This window comes from Candidatus Moraniibacteriota bacterium, from assembly GCA_016699875.1.
Taxonomy (GTDB): Bacteria; Patescibacteriota; Minisyncoccia; order Moranbacterales; family UBA1568.
In genome coordinates this window covers 361,246-376,873 of the sequence record CP064989.1, presented here as the reverse complement: position 1 = coordinate 376,873, position 15,628 = coordinate 361,246, and the positions used below count along the sequence as shown (strand labels likewise).

Here is a 15,628-nt window from a genome sequence, read left to right as displayed (position 1 = left end):
TGAGAAATGAAAGCTATATTGTTTCGATGTCTGAAGATTGTCCTGTGGATTGTCGCAAGTCTCTTTGTTCTGGCGGCGATTCTTTTTGTGTATTTCAATCTTCCGGGTCCGGAACCCCGCGAAGACGTGCGGTTTGGCATTACGTTCTCGAGTCGATTCGCGCGTGATTTGGGACTTGATGCTCCGGAAGTGCTTCGCGCCCTGTTTGAAGATCTTGGTGTGCAGAGAGTGCGCATTCCGGTGTATTGGGATACGGTTGAGCGTGAGCGCGGAACATTTGATTTTTCCGATATCGACTGGCAGCTTGATATGGCGCGTCAGTATGATGTCGATGTGATTCTTGCTGTCGGGCAGAAGGTCCCGCGATGGCCGGAGTGCTTTGTACCGACATGGGCGGATACGGATGACTTGAAAAATGAAGCGGCAGTACGGTTTATTCGGAAAACCATCGAGCACTACAAAGATCGATCGGAAATTTCTTTGTGGCAAATTGAGAATGAACCGTTCCTGGCGTTTGGAATCTGCCCGCCTCTTTCCGGCGCAACACTTGACCGGGAAATATCCGCAGCTCGCGCCGAAGATTCTTCCCGTCCGATTCTGACGACGGATAGTGGGGAGCTGTCGACGTGGATTCCGGCAGCGAGTCGCGGGGATGTATTCGGAACGACGCTCTACCGGAAGCTCTGGAGCAATCGATTTGGGTATATCACGTATCCGATCGGGCCGAACTTTTTCCGGTTTAAAGAGATGCTGGTTCGAATCTTCTCGCGTCAGAAGAATTTTATGGTAATTGAGCTCCAAGCGGAGCCATGGGCAAATGGCTCGTTCATGGATGTCTCGCTCGACGAGCAGTGGAAAACGATGAACGCCGAGCAATTGCTTGAGAATGTGCGCTATGCTCGACAGGTCGGATTTTCGGATGTGTATCTCTGGGGGGCGGAGTGGTGGTACTGGCTCAGAGAAAAGCGCGGCGTTTCCGATGTGTGGGATGCGGCTCGGGATGTGTTTCGTGCGCGTTGACCGCTGTTTCGGAAGTCGATATACTTTACATATGAAATCAACGGAGAAGACCAAAGCGGCAATTTTCGATATAGATGGGACAATTTTTCGGAAAAATCTCCATTTCGAGCTTATCAATGAACTCTCATGGCTGCGGATATTTCCGTCACATGTTCGGAAAACATTGGTTGATCTGTATTCGAAATGGCTTACACATACGGGAACGTATGAGGATTATCGTCTTGCGCTTATCGACCTGTATGCGCGATTTGTTCGCGGATGTACGCCGGAAGATGTTGCGCGCGCCGCAGAGAGTGTTGTCCCGTTTCGTGAACGGCAGACATACATATTTGCCGAGAATCTTATCGCAAAGCTTCGCGGTGAGGGGTATCTCCTTTTTGCTATTTCCGGTTCGCCTCTTGAGATCGTTGAGGCATACAATCGCGACTATCTCCACTTTGATTCTGTTATCGGAAGTGTCTATGAAGTGAGTGATGATGGTCGCTATACCGGTATAGCGTCGTATGAGCCAAGTCGCGATAAGGGAACGGCGGCACGGAAGCTATTTGAGGAATATCGTGTGTCATTTTCGGATTCGTACGGAGTTGGTGATACTGAGTCCGATATCAAATTTTTGGAACTCGTTGAGCATCCTATCGCTTTCAATCCCAACGAGAATCTCAAGGCTGTTGCTGAAGAAAAGGGCTGGCGGATTGTCGTGGAAAAGAAAGATGTGGTGTATGAGATTGATCCCACGTGTTATCATGCGCTTCCGCTGCGTGAATGAGCGTGTCTAACCATATAGAATGATCGGTATGGGACAGTTTCTCGAGAAATTTCTCAAAAAAATACTTTGGCTCTGGCTCCCATTTTTCGCATTCGGTATCCTTGTTAAGGAACTTCTCGGTCGTTTCAGGAAACATTGAAAACGGATCAATGAATACTTTTTCGGAGCGGCTGGTTCGATGTGGGGGTGTTTTCTACTACTGCATCGTCCCGATTCTTGTGTGGATGAGCGTTATTTTCTTGCTCTCGGATCAACCGAGTCTCGGTGTTGCCGGACAGCATATTTCATTGCCGTATCTTCTTGTGCGAAAGGGGGCGCATGTCGCCGAATATTTTATCTTGGGAGTTCTTTCTTTTCGGCTCTTTGATCGATTGTTTCCTCGGAATTCTCATATAGCGGCCGCAGGTGCCATACTGCTCTCTTTGCCCTTTTCGATATCTGATGAGGCGCACCAACTCTTCGTGACCGGTCGGCAAGGGAAGGTCTCGGACATTATTATCGATGCGTTTGGTATTTTTCTTGCCCTCGTTTTCTCTCTCTGGATACTTCGTCATTGGAAAGGGAATGCAAAAGATGAATTGTTGAGGTAGCGGATGCGCGAATTATCCGTACCTTAGAATCTGTTTACAATCTCCATATTCTACTCCGACTTTCAAATTTTGGCTGCAAAACATTCAGATTTTGTCAGGTTACTCTCCGAGTAGCCTTTCTCAATCTTCATGTTTTTCGCTCAAAATTTGAAAATCTCGTGACGAAAGAGAGATTGTAAGCAGGTTCTTAAGAGATAAAACATAAAAACACCCGATTTTCAAGGGTGTTTTTATGTGGTGTCGTGATTTTCAAACGCTCATTTGTTCACAGACGTCACAAATGTTTTGAAGATGTCCGGATGCTGCACGGCAAGCTCGGAGAGGACCTTTCGGTCAAGTTCGATGTTCTTTTTCTTCTCGATATCGATGAATCGCGCATAGGTAAGTCCGTGTTCGCGCAGGGCATTGTTGAGGCGGACAATCCACAAGCTTCGGAACGAACGTTTCTTGGCGCGTCGATCACGGTAAGCATACTTTCCCGCCTTCAGAATCGCTTCTTTGGCGGCGCGATAGTTGGTTTTGCGGCGCCACCGGAACCCTTCCGCCATTTTGAGGACATTCTTTCTTCGTTTGTTGGCGGAAACACCGCGCTTTACTCTTGGCATAAACGTATGTGATCTCTAGGGGTTATAGCGGACAGCAGTGATTTTCTTTAGGCGTAGGGGAGGGCGGCTTTGATGTTCTTGGCATCTCGACCAGTCATGGTAATATCTCGGCGCTTCGCTCTCTTCGACTCCTTGGTCTCTCGGAGATTGTAGTGATTTTGTTTTGTGGTGCGGCGAATCACTTTGCCGCTCTTGGTCACCTTGACTTTCTTGGCGACGGATTTCCGAGTTTTCTGCTTCATAGGTTTTCCTTATTTTGGGGCAATAATGATGTGGAAGCCGTTGGGGAATCGCTTGATATCCTCTTCAATGCCAAAGGGCGCTTTTATGCTGTTGAAGAATTCCCGGAGGGCATCTCGAGCCTTGTCCGGAAGCGCTTTTTCTCGTCCGCGGAGCACGATCTCTATTTTTACTTTGTGTCCTCGTGTGAGGAATTTCTCTGCCTGCGCCCGCTTGAAGTTGAGGTCATGCGTGTCAGTGCGAAGACGGAGGCGAATGCCCTTGGTCTCAACCTTCTTCTGTTTGCTTTTGGCTTTCTGCTCTTTCTTTCCTTCGGCGTAGAGATACTTGCCGTAATCGAGGATTTTGCAGACCGGAGGTGTTGCTTTTGGGGACACTTCGACGAGATCGAGCTCTTGCTCCTTGGCGCGAGCGATAGCTTGTTCGATCGGCATGTTTTCGTTGACGGTTCCGTCCGCATCGACGACAAACACAAATGGCACGCGGATATGTTCATTGACACGTGCCTTTGGGGTTTCAACAACTTTCGGTCTGGGTCTTCGATATCGACGTCGGCGCATCGTGGTTTTGCAAAAAATATGTGGAGTTGATGGGAATTGCACCCATGTCCAGTGATGAGTTTCAAAAATAGTCTACAAGCATAGCGCACTTGGTATGCGTCGAACCGTCAGGAAGTGCGCGAAAACGGCTCAACGTGCCTTATGTGCAGAAGCGATCGGCTTTCCATAGGGCAAGAAAACCGAGCTTTCCCGATGATATGACACCGGAACATTCCCTATCGGGAGTCGGGAGTCCGATGGCTCCTGCCGAAATTAGGCGAGAGCGGAAGCGAAAGCAGGCTGGAACGCTTGCGCGAAGGCTTGCTTTGCCTTTGTGATGAAGTTTGCAGGTATCATCGCGAAGGGAAGATTTACGATATCACCTTCATAATCGGCTTGCATATTTTCAAAGTGCACCCTGTCGAGTCTAGACAACCCCTCGATAATGAGAATCTTTTTCGGTTCCCATTATTGCGCGGCTGTTTAGGATCTTCTCATTGCTCGGGCTATTTTACGATCAGATTCGCGCTTTTGGGTAGTGGCGCGCTTGTCGTATTCTTTTTTTCCTTTTGCCAAAGCAAACTCGACCTTTATGAGGTGTCTCTTAGTATAGACCCGAAGCGGAATCAGTGTCAAGCCGTTCGTTCGAACTTTTCCAATCAGTCGCTTGGATTCGTTCTTTTTGACAAGGAGGCGACGCGGACGTGTCGGGTCGTAGTTTGACGGATCGCCCGCAAAGGGATAGAACGGCACAAGCGCGTTGGTAAGCATCAAATCAGAGCCTCGTATGGTAACGAAGCTTCCTTGAAGACTCACATGCCCGGTTTTTATCGATTTTACCTCGTGTCCGGAGAGTGCAATACCCGCCTCGAGAGTCTCAAGGATTTCGTAGTCAAACCGAGCGCGCTTGTTGTAGGCGAGAGTTGGCATAGTGTCGGAAAGCTCTTCCGATATCACTCTAGCATGAACGGGCATTCGGGCAAGGACAAGAAGTAAATCAACCCCATTCTTTGGAGGTGGAAATATGACTTTCTTCCTCGAATTTTTTTGGAGTTGCCTCTTTGGAGTTATCTCGAAGTGCTATATAATAAAAGAAAATAAACATCTTCCATATGCGGGGGAATTCCCGTCGTTTGGATGCTATGCGAAAATACAATAATTTCTATCGCCTTTTTGCTTCGGGCGCGGTTTCTGTGGCGCGAGTCTTTGTGTGGACTGCGCGGTTTTTATGGAGTCTGAAGCCGAGATATATCGGTCTGTCTGTCTTGTCCGCTTGCGTGGCAGCAGGCGCATTTTTGTTTCTTTCCGGTCGGATCCACAGTATTCTCGCTGACGGAGAAATCAGCGAGACATGGGATTTTTCAACATCAAGCGAGTACGTCTCTTCAAGCGGAGTTACGATTGATAGCGCGAATACGGAATCTCGTCTCTCGGTTAAGAATTACACCGATGATGACAATACGGTGGCACTTTACCATTTCGATGAATCGAGTGGATCGACGGCGAATGACAGTTCGTCGAACGCAAATCACGCGACGGTATCGGGTGGAAGTTTCGTAGCCGGAAATCTCAACAATGCACTCTCTTTCAATGGAACAACGGCGTTTGCATCGGTGCCGGATTCGGCTGAAAATTCTCTGTCGCAGGCGAATACGATTGAAGCGTGGACGAAATTCTCTTCGGCATTTTCGGCAGGAAGCCATGCTCAGCGCCAGGGAATTGTTGATAAGGGCGACTATCAATTGTACTACGACAATGAAACGGGCAAGCTCACCTATGAGCTGGCAAATGATTCGGCATCCGGATGGACGCAGCAGGCAGGAAATGATATAAACGGGAGTTGGGACTTGAACGGGAATCCGACTATTGAATCCTCAAATGTTCTTGGGGGAGATTTGTATGTCGGGACGGGAAATGGAACGGGCGATGCGGAAGTCTGGAAATGGAACGGAACGAGATGGACACAGATTGGTGGTGACGGTCTCAATAACTGTTGGACAATCAATACGTTTGAAGCGGTGTATGTCATGGCGAATGACGGGACGAATCTCTATGTCGGACTCGGAAGCGGAACTGGCGATGCGGAAGTCTGGAAATGGAACGGATCAACGTGGACAAAAATCGGTGGTGATGCGCTCAATTCGAGCTGGCAAATCAATACGTTTGAAGCGGTCAATGCGCTCACGTTTGTCGGCGGAGAGCTCTATGCCGGACTTGGGACGGGAGCAAATGATGCGGAAGTCTGGAAATGGAACGGATCAACGTGGACCAAAATCGGCGGCGACAGCTTAAACTCCGGCTGGACGACGAATTACGAAGGCGTCTACAGTTTGGTAAATGACGGTACGAATGTGTATGCCGGCTTGGGTTTAACGGCCGGAGATTCCGAAGTCTGGAAATGGAACGGATCAACGTGGACCAAAATCGGCGGCGACAGCTTGAATTCGAGCTGGGATGCGACATACGAGTATGTCTATTCGATGACGTACTTCGGCGGGAATCTCTATGCCGGTCTCGGATCGACGGCTGGCGATGCGGAAGTCTGGAAATGGAACGGCTCAACATGGACCAAAATTGGCGGTGACACCGTAAGTTCAAGCTGGGACAGTTCGAACTATGAAATGGTGTATTCTCTCGCGAATGATGGAACGACGCTCTATGCCGGTCTCGGATCAACAGCCGGAGACAATGAGGTGTGGAGTTTTGACGGATCAGCATGGACCAAAATCGGCGGCGATGGAGTCAATGGGAGTTTTTCGAGTACGCACACGATTGTGAGTACGCTTGCTGTATCCGGGTCGACGCTCTTTGCGGGTGTCAGCACTTCAAGTTCAACGGTTTCGGCACAGGAATGGGCATGGAATGGTTCATCATGGGAGCTTATCGGCGGAGATTACATAAACTTCAGTTGGGGTTTTCGCGGTCTTCGGAGTGTCGAGGTCTTGAATGTGACCGGCGACTATCTGTATGCGGGGACAGGCGTTGCCACTATCGGCAATGCCATGGTGTGGCGATTTGACGGTTCATCCTGGGAACTCATTGGCGGTCAAGGCGTGAATAATAGTTGGATTTCCAATACGTATGAAACTGTGACGAGCTTGATCGGGCATGGAGGTGAGTTGTATGCCGGTTTGGGTTCAAGTGCCAATGACGCCGAAGTGTGGCATTGGGATGGATCGACTTGGGAGCAGATCGGCGGTGATAGTTTGAACTCCGGCTGGACGACGAATTTCGAAGAGGTGAACTCGCTTGCTTCGTATGGAGGGTTTCTCTATGCCGGTTTGGGGAATAGCGCTAATGACGCCGAAGTGTGGCGATGGAACGGATCGACGTGGACCAAAGTTGGTGGGGATAGTCTCTATTCCGGTTGGACGACGAACTTTGAGCGGGTGACGACACTTGGCATATATGCCGGAAAGATATATGCCGGTCTCGGCTCGAGTGCCGGCGATGCCGAAGTGTGGGAGTGTACGAACTGTGATGGCACGCCGTCGTGGAGCCGTGTTGGTGGAGACGGTGTCAACTCGAGCTGGGCCAATAGTACGTATGAACAGGTAGACAGCATGATTGTCTACGCCGGGTTTCTCTATGTCGGACTCGGGACATCGACCGATGATGCGGAAGTGTGGAAGTATGACGGCTCATCGTGGACTATGATTGGCGGTGACGATGTCGGGGGAAGTTGGGCAAGTGGAACATATGAGCGGGTTCGGACGCTTGCCGTTTACAATGGCGCGCTCTATGCCGGGCTGGGGACAACTGCCGGCGATGGAGAGGTGTGGCGATATGTCGGTTCATCATGGACGCAGGTCGGCGGTGATAATATCAGTGGAAGTTGGGGATCGACGATTGAGGAAGTCGGAGCATTCAGTGCGTACAAAGGAAAGTTTTACGCCGGTACCGGAAACACTGCGAATGCTGATGCGGCCGTGTGGTCATTCGGCAACAATGCTTTTCTTCAGTCGGCGACCAGCTCTTTTAATACGAGTTGGCATCATGTGGCGGCGACGTATAACGGCTCCACTATGAGTCTGTATATTGACGGGACGCTCAATAATTCGCGGTCTGTTTCCATGTCGATTTCGGATTCATCGAGCGATCTTTTGATCGGAACGACATATGCCGGGCGGGAATATGGAAAGCCGGAAGGGTTTTTCCAAGGATCTCTCGATGAGCTTCGTATTAGTTCCATAGCCAGGACATCATTCCAGTCAACTCCGTATTCGAGCGGATATGAGACGGTAACGCTCGCTTCGGCAGTGCATACGTCCGGAGTGAAGAAGTGGGACTCATTCGTTGCGGATGAGGAATCGCCCGGTGCCATCACCTATCGCCTCTCGGATGATGGCGGATCAACGTGGCAGTACTGGACCGGTTCCGCGTGGGCGACATCGTCCGGATACGCGCAGTCGAATGACGCTTCGACGGTATCGGCGAACATATCGACATTTCCCGCCGGATCGGGCGGGTTGCTGTGGCAGGCGGTGTTTCTTGGCAATGGAAATGAGTTGGTTCGATTAAATTCTGTTGTCTTGACTGCTACTGCGGATCTCTCGGCGCCGACGTGGTCCGGGACGCCGACACTGACCGCCAAAGATTCCGATGGCGGGTCGACGGACTTGACGACAGCTACGTGGTACTCATATTCGGCGCCATCTTTTGAGTGGTCGGCGGCAACGGATACGGGCGGATCGGGTGTTTCAGGATACTATGTTTATTTCGGCACGTCGGCGAGTGCTGAACCGACGACGCAGGGGGATTTTCAGTCAGGGAATAGTTATGTGGCGACAACGGACACGGATGGAAACGCCTTGGTAAGCGGGCAGAAATATTATCTCATCGTAAAAGCGAAAGATGTGGCGCAAAATTCGAGTGTTGTGTTTCCGGTTTCGTTCTCCTACTGGCTTGATTCGACAGCGCCAACCAATCCTCTTGGTGTGACGGCGGCACCGGCTGTGTATTCTCCCGATAATGATTTCTCATTTTTGTGGAGCGCGGGAGTGGATGGGAATGGTAATCCGGCAACCAACTCGATGATTGCCGGGTATCAGTACCAAATCGGGGCGACTGTGGCGAGTGACAGCTGGTCAGCTACCACGACAGCGCTTCAGGTTGATATCGCGGATGCCGCCTACCAAACCGGAGAAAATTTCTTCTATTTGCGCACGATTGACGTCGCTGGCAATGTGAGTTCGGGAAATGTGCGGACATCATTCTACTATGCGGGGTCAGGACCGACTGCGCCGCAGAACGTCCAGGCAATTCCAGAGACAAATACGGCGAACTCCTTCGCTTTTACATGGGATCCGCCGTTCAGCTTTTCGGGAGAAGCGAGTGATCTCACGTATTGTTATACGGTGAATGCCATACCGTCGGAAGATGCGTGTACGTTTACGTCTCCCGGAGTGGAATCGGTTGCGGCGTCGGCGTTTGCTACGCAAAAAGGCGCGAATACGTTTTATGTCGTGGCGAAGAATCCGGAAGATTTGGGAGGGGTGATTAATTATGGCGCCTATGAGACGGTCGAGTTTGTTGCTGATACGAGTGCGCCGGGGATTCCGCTCAATACCGATATTGCCGACGTTTCGGTAAAGAATACCGAGTCGTGGAAGCTTGCAATCTCATGGGAAGCACCCGCGGATATCGGTTCCGGTGTCGACTCCTATCAGATATATCACTCGCTGAGTGAGGGTGGCACGTATGCAAAGGTTGCTTCGACGAGCGGTATCGCCTTTGTGGATACGGGACTGACGCAGGCGACGCATTATTACAAGATTCGTGCTTGCGACAGCGTTAACAATTGCGGCGCCTTCAGTGAGGTTGTTTCATCGTATCCGACCGGGAAGTATACCGAGGCGGCCGGACTCGCCTCCGGTCCGTCGGTTTCGCTTATTACGACCAAAAGCGCAACAATCGGATGGTCTACCGATCGAGCGTCTGATAGCAAGGTCCAATATGGAAAGGGCTCCGGAGACTATTACTCCGAAGAACCAAGCAACTCCGAACAGGTGACGGATCATGAAATTAAACTCTCGAATCTTTCTCCGGGGACAACCTATCATTATCGCGCGCGTTGGACGGATGAGGATGGCAATACCGGTCTTTCGGGAGAAAAGGCATTCAAAACCGATCCGGCTCCGACTGTTGTCGATCCGAATTTGAAGAGTGCGGGGCTTTCGAATGCCATTTTGGAATTCACGGCGAAAGGGGCGAGCAAGGTGAAAATCTATTACGGACTTACGGAGGCGTTCGGCTTGGTGAAAGAAATATCCACATCAACATCGGAGACAACGTATACAACCAGTATCGAAGATCTTCTCGATGGGACAAAATATTACTATAAGATAAACACTGTCGATAGCGAAGGAGAGGAGTATGAAGGAAACACGCTCTCTTTTGAAACGTTGCCGAGACCGAAAATCGAAGAGGTTCGTATTCAACAGGTGAAGGGAACGGCGCAGACCGTGTTGCTGATTTCCTGGAAGACGAACACGGAGACGTCTTCCATTGTTACGTATGCTCCCGAAGGAGGTGCGGGGGACGCGCGGGATGAAGTGGATGCGAAGATGGTTGTCGGGGAGCATCGCATACTGCTTCGAGATCTCTTGCCGCAGACGTCGTATTCGCTGGTGGTGAGAGGGCGTGACAATTTTGGCAATGAAGCCAAGTCGGATGCTTTGCAGTTTACTACGGCAACTGATACGCGCGCTCCGCAAATTATCGATGCGAATGTTGAGGGACTTATCGTGAAATCGTCGGACGGAAGCCAAGGTGAGGCAGAAGCTCAATTGGTAGTTACCTGGACGACTGACGAATCGGCTACTTCTCAGGTGGAATACGGTGAGGGTACGGGATCGGTCTATCCTCAAAAGACACAAGAAGACGCTTCGCTCGTGTCAAACCATACCGTAGTGATATCGAAATTGACACCGTCCAAGGTATATCATCTCCGTGTTCTTTCGAAGGACAAGGCGGGAAATGTCGGCGAGTCGATTGATATTGTTTCCATTGCGCCCAAAGCGACCGAGAATGCGCTTGATATTGTGTTCTCGAGTCTCAAGTCAATTTTTGGCCAGTAGTCATCGTTATGATGGATACTCTCGTTCCGCTTTCGAATCAATTGTCCTCCGTCGGGTACGAATCGTCTCCTCGGGCGGGGGAGTCCGTCATTACGGTGACAGATGTATATAAATCGTTCCATGTTGGAACGCAGATTATCGATGTCCTGAAGGGCATCAGTTTTACAGTGGAACGATCGGATTTTCTTATCGTGTTCGGACCGTCCGGATGCGGGAAGTCGACTTTGCTTCATATTATTCTCGGACTCGAGGGCCCATCGAAGGGAAGCATGACTTTTCTCGGGGAGAACTTGTATGGTCCGGGAATAGAAGAAGACGTTCGATCGGAGTTTCGGAAGAAACATATCGGCATGGTATATCAACAGTCGAATTGGGTGAAATCTCTGAGCGTCTTGGAGAATATCGCCTTCCCGCTCTTTCTGCTCGGATGGGATCGGCTGGCGGCATTTGAACGCGCTCGCGAAGCGCTTCGCATGGTGGAACTTGTCGATTGGGCGGACTATCATCCGATGGATCTTTCGAGCGGACAACAACAGCGTATCGCGGTTGCTCGGGCGCTCATTACCGACCCGGAAGTTATTATCGCCGACGAGCCGACCGGTAACCTTGACTATGATGCCGGAGAAATGCTCTTGAAACTCCTTCGATCCTTGAATGAGAATGGAAAAACTCTGATCATGGTGACGCACGACCTCGAATATCTTGCGTATGCAAAAACAGCGCTTTCTATGCGAGACGGGCATCTGCTTGGTATTTACCGTGGCGAGGAAAAGGCGAATTTGGAAAAAGAACTGAAGTATAAGCGCGGCGTAAGCATTCAGCAGGGCGCTGGCATTGAGGAGGATCCGAATGTTGAGCCGGTGGTATTCTCGTACGGAGGATCATCGGGCGGGAAGTAGCTCGTTTACGTGTAAGCGGTCTTTTGCGGATTGATTTTTTATGCATTTCCCATTTTTTGGCAAGAAAAAATTTACTCAAGATGTGCAGGACGCCGCCGCTCATGGCGTTGCTGTTCTGGAAACCGCCGACGCTGCTCGACGCGCGCCGTTCTTCGTGCGTCTGTGGCGTTCGATAGTCGGGATTCCCGAATTTTTCAAGAGTACATTTCTCCGCTTGGTTCTCTTTGTCGTGCTGCTCCTCTTTTATATTGTGGCTCGCGGGATATTTTCAGTGTATGGACATGTTCGGAAGCTTCTTCGCTCCCCGTCTCCCCGTTCAAGCGAGGAGATGTTTGCCGCTCTCTACAGTAAAATTGAGAAACTGTTTCGTATTGAGCGGCGGAAATCCATCGATCGCATCAGTCTTATCGGTATCGCTGTCCGCAATATGAAGGTGAAGAAAACGCGGACCGCGATTACTATCGGCGGCATGGCGCTTGGTATTGCGTCAATCGTATTTCTGGTTTCGTTGGGGTATGGTGTTCAACGGCTGGTTGTCTCCCAGGTGGCGCGACTGGAAGAGATGCGACAGATGGATGTGTCGCCTCAGGCCGGCGGCAAAGTCAAGATAGACGATGAGACGCTTTCAAACATGCGTGAAATTCCGAATGTCGAATCGGTTGCGCCGCTTGTTGCCGTGGTTGGCAAAGTGAATTATCAGGGTTCGGTATCGGATATGGCGGTGTATGCGGTTACTTCGGACTATCTGCGTCAGTCGGCGATTCAGCCGTCTTCCGGAAAAATTTTTGAGAGCAATGATCTTTCCGCAAACCTTCCTGCCGTGAAAACGGTTGCTGGCATCTCCGATTCGGTGAATCCCAAGGGATTTGGAGATATTCTTGAGCCGGTTTCGGTGCGGGCGGATTCGACTCTCTGGGTTCGCTTGCGGGAATCTCCCGACTCGAAAGCGAGACTTCTCGGCTATGGTCGTATTTCCCGCGTTCCTGTTTCCGGCGATCTCGTTGCCGGGGAGCCCTACGGAAGCACGGTTCCGGATTCCGGCGAGGCGTATCGCGGTACGGACGGGGAGCCATTTGGAAAGTGGATTTCATCGGAAATGCCTCTCTGGGAAAAATCTTCCGATTGTGGTGATGTCAGTGAGTGCTCCGATGGTTTTTCTCCGGCGAAAAATTCCAGCGGATCCGTTCGAGTCGAACAGGGATATTTCGCTCTTGTGGACGACGAGGTTGAGATCTCATTGATGCATCAATCTGACGATGAGCCAGACAGTGTTTCCGGAATGGTGCTTGGTGAGAGTACTGAGGCGGTTGTTTCGCCCGAAAGCGCCGCTTTGTCTGAATCGGCGTCCGGTTCAGACGATACGTCGGCGACAGTGAATAATATCAAGGTGTCTTCATCGGACGGAGAGTGGGTTGAACTGGATCTCGGCGATTCGTCCGAAGGAGATAAATCGGTGGATCGAGTCGCACTCGGCGATGCGGCGAAACGCGAAGCGGTAGTGAATCGCGCTATGCTTCAAGTGCTTTCGCTGTCCGAGTCTGAAGCTATCGGCAAGAAATTCAATGTCTCCTTTGTGATATCCGGTTCTCTGCTTGGCGGCAAGGCTCAGAAGGCGGAGTCCGTCGAATCGGAGTATTCGATTATCGGGGTAATTCCGGATGATAAGACGCCGGTATTCTATATGCCGTTTATCGACGCGCGAACGCTTGGCGTAGTGAACTATTCCCAGGTAAAACTGACAGTTGCGACGCAGGAATCGCTTGCGAATGTGCGGCGACAGATCGAAGGTATGGGCTATGTGACAACTTCCGTTGCGGATACGGTGGAACAGATCAATAATTTTTTCGGGACGGCGAGAATTGTGCTGGCGCTTCTCGGGATGGCGGCGCTCGGCGTTGCGGCGCTTGGCATGTTTAACACGCTCACAGTCTCGCTTCTTGAACGGACGCGCGAGGTGGGACTTATGAAAGCGATGGGCATGAAGGCGTTTGAGGTTCAAGAGCTTTTCCTTACGGAATCCATGGTAATGTCTTTCTTTGGCGGCGTGCTCGGGCTTTTTTTGGGATTTTTGGCAGGAAAGTCTATCGGCGTGCTCATCTCGACGGTTGCGTTTTTCCGTGACAAAAATCTCGGTGTTCTCGATGTTGCGTACATACCGAATCTCTTTGTCATTACGATCCTTATTTTCTCGTTGGCGGTCGGCGTATTGACCGGGCTCTATCCGGCTCGGCGAGCGACAAAAATCTCGGCATTGAATGCGCTTCGATACGAATAATCATTTGGTTGATTTGATTTGTATGACTCATTCTCAAACAAAAACTCTCGTCCTATGACTCTTCGAAAGAAAATATTTTTTATTGTGGCATATGCTTTGGAAGTGGTGTTGATCGCGCTCTATGCATGGTTGGGTATTTTCTTCTTGGGGAGATTGATCGAAAATGAACAGCGATCCGTTCAGGGAAATGTCGAGTGGACCGGTCGCGTGATTGATCGGGATATTCGGAATATGGATCGGCAGCTTCTTGATTGGTCGCAATGGGACGATTTGTATTCGTTTGCAAATTCGCCGACGGAAGAGTTTGTCGAATCGAACCTTCCGGTTGATTCCCTCGACATTCTCGGTGTGAATTTTATCGTTATCTCCGATCGGGATGGGAATGTATTAGCACAGCAGGGAATGGATAGTCGTACTCGCGAATCGACTCCCGTTCCGGACGATATCGGAGATCTTGTAAAGCCGGGATCGGTTCTTTCAACTTTCGATTCTTCGATGGCGGTTCATTCGGGCATGGTCCAACTCTCATCGGGACTTGCGTTTATTGCAACGCGGCCCATCATGACGTCTCGCGGCGAAGGTCCCTCCCGCGGCACGATCGTCTTTGTGAAGACGATCGATGATTCGTATCGGTACGGACTTTCCAATTTTCTCGGATATCCGGTTTCGTTCGAACTGTACGGCTCGAGGAATTTCCCCGCGGACTTTCTGAGTGTTTCCAATAGTCTGGTTTCTTCGGGTGAGGTTCAAACAGTTGTCGGGGAATCGACTATTTCCGGATATGGATTTGTTCCCGATGTTTTTGGTAGCCCGCTTCTTTTCTATAAAATAGAACGTGCCATTCCGACGGCATTCGGCGTATCGAAGATAGTCGTCATTCTTTCTTTGCTCGGGTTTTTCTTGGTGTCGACGGCGCTTATTTTTTTCCTGCTTCACTGGACGATTCTTTCTCGTGTGAATTACTTGAGTCGATCTCTTGAGCGGGCACGCGAGAAGGGTGTGTCGAAATCGGGAATAGAATTTTCCGGAAGCGATGAGATTGCCAAGCTTGCTGAGGAGATCAATGCCATGCTCCACTCTCTTCTTCAGGTGCGCGAGCGGGGAGATATCGCCGAACAGAGATTCCAGACGATTGCCGATACGATGCCGGCATTTCTGTGGATGATTGATCGTGATCGGACATGTCTCTATGCGAATAAACAGACGCTTTCGCTTATCGGTGAAAGTTCCAAAGAACATTTTACTGACATATGGCAAAAGAGCATTCATCCCGATGACGAGCCGGGGTATAGGGCACAATGTCTGTCTGCTTTTGAAAATCGAAAGCCGCTTCGTATGGAATATCGCGTTTTGTTTTCAAAGAGCAACTACCGATGGGTGCTTGATAATAGTGTTCCATTTTCGAGCTCGTCGGGTGTCTTTTTGGGATTTTTGCATACAGCTATAGACATTACCGATCGGAAGGAGCTGGAAGAAGCGGAAGTAAAGAAGCGAAAAGAGACGGAGCGGCTGAACGCTATCATGGTGAGTCGGGAGCTTCGCATGGTTGAATTGAAGAAAGAGATAAGCGAGTGCCGTCGACTCGCAGGCAAACAACATAATTGATGAGTTCTTC

11 protein-coding genes and 1 other RNA gene are annotated in these 15,628 nt (G+C 50.4%); 7 read left to right on the top strand and 5 right to left on the bottom strand.

Features of this window, described 5'->3' with window-relative positions; all coding sequences use genetic code 11:
* The first annotated feature begins 6 nt into the window (after positions 1-6).
* The 3 genes from IPK84_01875 (at position 7) to vanZ (ending at position 2,376) form a co-directional block, all read left to right on the top strand.
* Positions 7-1,020, top strand: a complete 1,014-nt coding sequence (locus tag IPK84_01875; GenBank protein QQS16084.1) for a hypothetical protein — start codon at positions 7-9, stop codon at positions 1,018-1,020.
* Between the two features lie 31 nt (positions 1,021-1,051).
* Positions 1,052-1,786 (top strand): HAD family phosphatase, encoded by a 735-nt coding sequence (locus tag IPK84_01870; GenBank protein ID QQS16083.1) that lies wholly within the window; start codon positions 1,052-1,054, stop codon positions 1,784-1,786.
* 149 nt (positions 1,787-1,935) lie between these two features.
* A complete protein-coding gene (vanZ, locus tag IPK84_01865) occupies positions 1,936-2,376 on the top strand; it encodes a VanZ family protein (GenBank protein ID QQS16082.1) in 441 nt (146 codons plus the stop codon).
* Between the two features lie 257 nt (positions 2,377-2,633).
* Here vanZ and rplT read toward each other — a convergent pair whose 3' ends face one another.
* The 5 genes from rplT to smpB all read right to left on the bottom strand — a co-directional run bounded on the left by rplT (position 2,634) and on the right by smpB (position 4,690).
* Positions 2,634-2,981 (bottom strand): 50S ribosomal protein L20, encoded by a 348-nt coding sequence (gene rplT / locus IPK84_01860; GenBank protein ID QQS16081.1) that lies wholly within the window; start codon positions 2,979-2,981, stop codon positions 2,634-2,636.
* Between the two features lie 47 nt (positions 2,982-3,028).
* Positions 3,029-3,223 (bottom strand): 50S ribosomal protein L35, encoded by a 195-nt coding sequence (locus IPK84_01855; protein QQS16080.1) that lies wholly within the window; start codon positions 3,221-3,223, stop codon positions 3,029-3,031.
* Between the two features lie 9 nt (positions 3,224-3,232).
* Positions 3,233-3,781, bottom strand: coding sequence for a translation initiation factor IF-3 (locus tag IPK84_01850; GenBank protein QQS16079.1), 549 nt, complete (start codon positions 3,779-3,781; stop codon positions 3,233-3,235).
* Between the two features lie 18 nt (positions 3,782-3,799).
* Positions 3,800-4,199, bottom strand: a transfer-messenger RNA (tmRNA) gene (ssrA, locus tag IPK84_01845).
* A gap of 44 nt (positions 4,200-4,243) precedes the next feature.
* The gene (gene smpB, locus IPK84_01840) at positions 4,244-4,690 is read right to left on the bottom strand and encodes an SsrA-binding protein SmpB (protein QQS16078.1); all 447 of its coding nucleotides are present in this window, start codon (positions 4,688-4,690) and stop codon (positions 4,244-4,246) included.
* Between the two features lie 182 nt (positions 4,691-4,872).
* Between smpB and IPK84_01835 the strand changes: the two genes are divergently transcribed.
* Genes IPK84_01835 through IPK84_01820 form a run of 4 tightly spaced genes read left to right on the top strand, consistent with a single transcriptional unit; the run spans position 4,873 to position 15,618 of the window.
* Complete coding sequence (locus IPK84_01835) at positions 4,873-10,839, top strand: fibronectin type III domain-containing protein (GenBank protein ID QQS16077.1); 5,967 nt, start codon at positions 4,873-4,875, stop codon at positions 10,837-10,839.
* An 8-nt stretch (positions 10,840-10,847) separates the two neighbouring features.
* Positions 10,848-11,738 carry an ABC transporter ATP-binding protein gene (locus IPK84_01830; protein ID QQS16076.1) on the top strand — a complete coding sequence of 297 codons (891 nt, stop codon included), beginning with the start codon at positions 10,848-10,850 and terminating at the stop codon, positions 11,736-11,738.
* A gap of 40 nt (positions 11,739-11,778) precedes the next feature.
* The gene (locus tag IPK84_01825) at positions 11,779-14,013 is read left to right on the top strand and encodes an ABC transporter permease (GenBank protein QQS16075.1); all 2,235 of its coding nucleotides are present in this window, start codon (positions 11,779-11,781) and stop codon (positions 14,011-14,013) included.
* A 54-nt stretch (positions 14,014-14,067) separates the two neighbouring features.
* Positions 14,068-15,618, top strand: coding sequence for a PAS domain S-box protein (locus IPK84_01820; GenBank protein QQS16074.1), 1,551 nt, complete (start codon positions 14,068-14,070; stop codon positions 15,616-15,618).
* Positions 15,619-15,628 lie beyond the last annotated feature (10 nt).

What these genes read in the sequence shown, in the direction of transcription:
- IPK84_01820 (QQS16074.1), top strand. Translation starts at nt 14,068, where the DNA reads ATGACTCTTCGAAAGAAAATATTTTTTATTGTGGCATATGCTTTGGAA.
- IPK84_01870 (QQS16083.1), top strand. Translation starts at nt 1,052, where the DNA reads ATGAAATCAACGGAGAAGACCAAAGCGGCAATTTTCGATATAGATGGG.
- vanZ (QQS16082.1), top strand. Translation starts at nt 1,936, where the DNA reads ATGAATACTTTTTCGGAGCGGCTGGTTCGATGTGGGGGTGTTTTCTAC.
- IPK84_01830 (QQS16076.1), top strand. Translation starts at nt 10,848, where the DNA reads ATGATGGATACTCTCGTTCCGCTTTCGAATCAATTGTCCTCCGTCGGG.
- IPK84_01850 (QQS16079.1), bottom strand. Translation starts at nt 3,781, where the DNA reads ATGCGCCGACGTCGATATCGAAGACCCAGACCGAAAGTTGTTGAAACC.
- IPK84_01875 (QQS16084.1), top strand. Translation starts at nt 7, where the DNA reads ATGAAAGCTATATTGTTTCGATGTCTGAAGATTGTCCTGTGGATTGTC.
- smpB (QQS16078.1), bottom strand. Translation starts at nt 4,690, where the DNA reads ATGCCAACTCTCGCCTACAACAAGCGCGCTCGGTTTGACTACGAAATC.
- rplT (QQS16081.1), bottom strand. Translation starts at nt 2,981, where the DNA reads ATGCCAAGAGTAAAGCGCGGTGTTTCCGCCAACAAACGAAGAAAGAAT.
- IPK84_01835 (QQS16077.1), top strand. Translation starts at nt 4,873, where the DNA reads ATGCGGGGGAATTCCCGTCGTTTGGATGCTATGCGAAAATACAATAAT.
- IPK84_01855 (QQS16080.1), bottom strand. Translation starts at nt 3,223, where the DNA reads ATGAAGCAGAAAACTCGGAAATCCGTCGCCAAGAAAGTCAAGGTGACC.
- IPK84_01825 (QQS16075.1), top strand. Translation starts at nt 11,779, where the DNA reads ATGCATTTCCCATTTTTTGGCAAGAAAAAATTTACTCAAGATGTGCAG.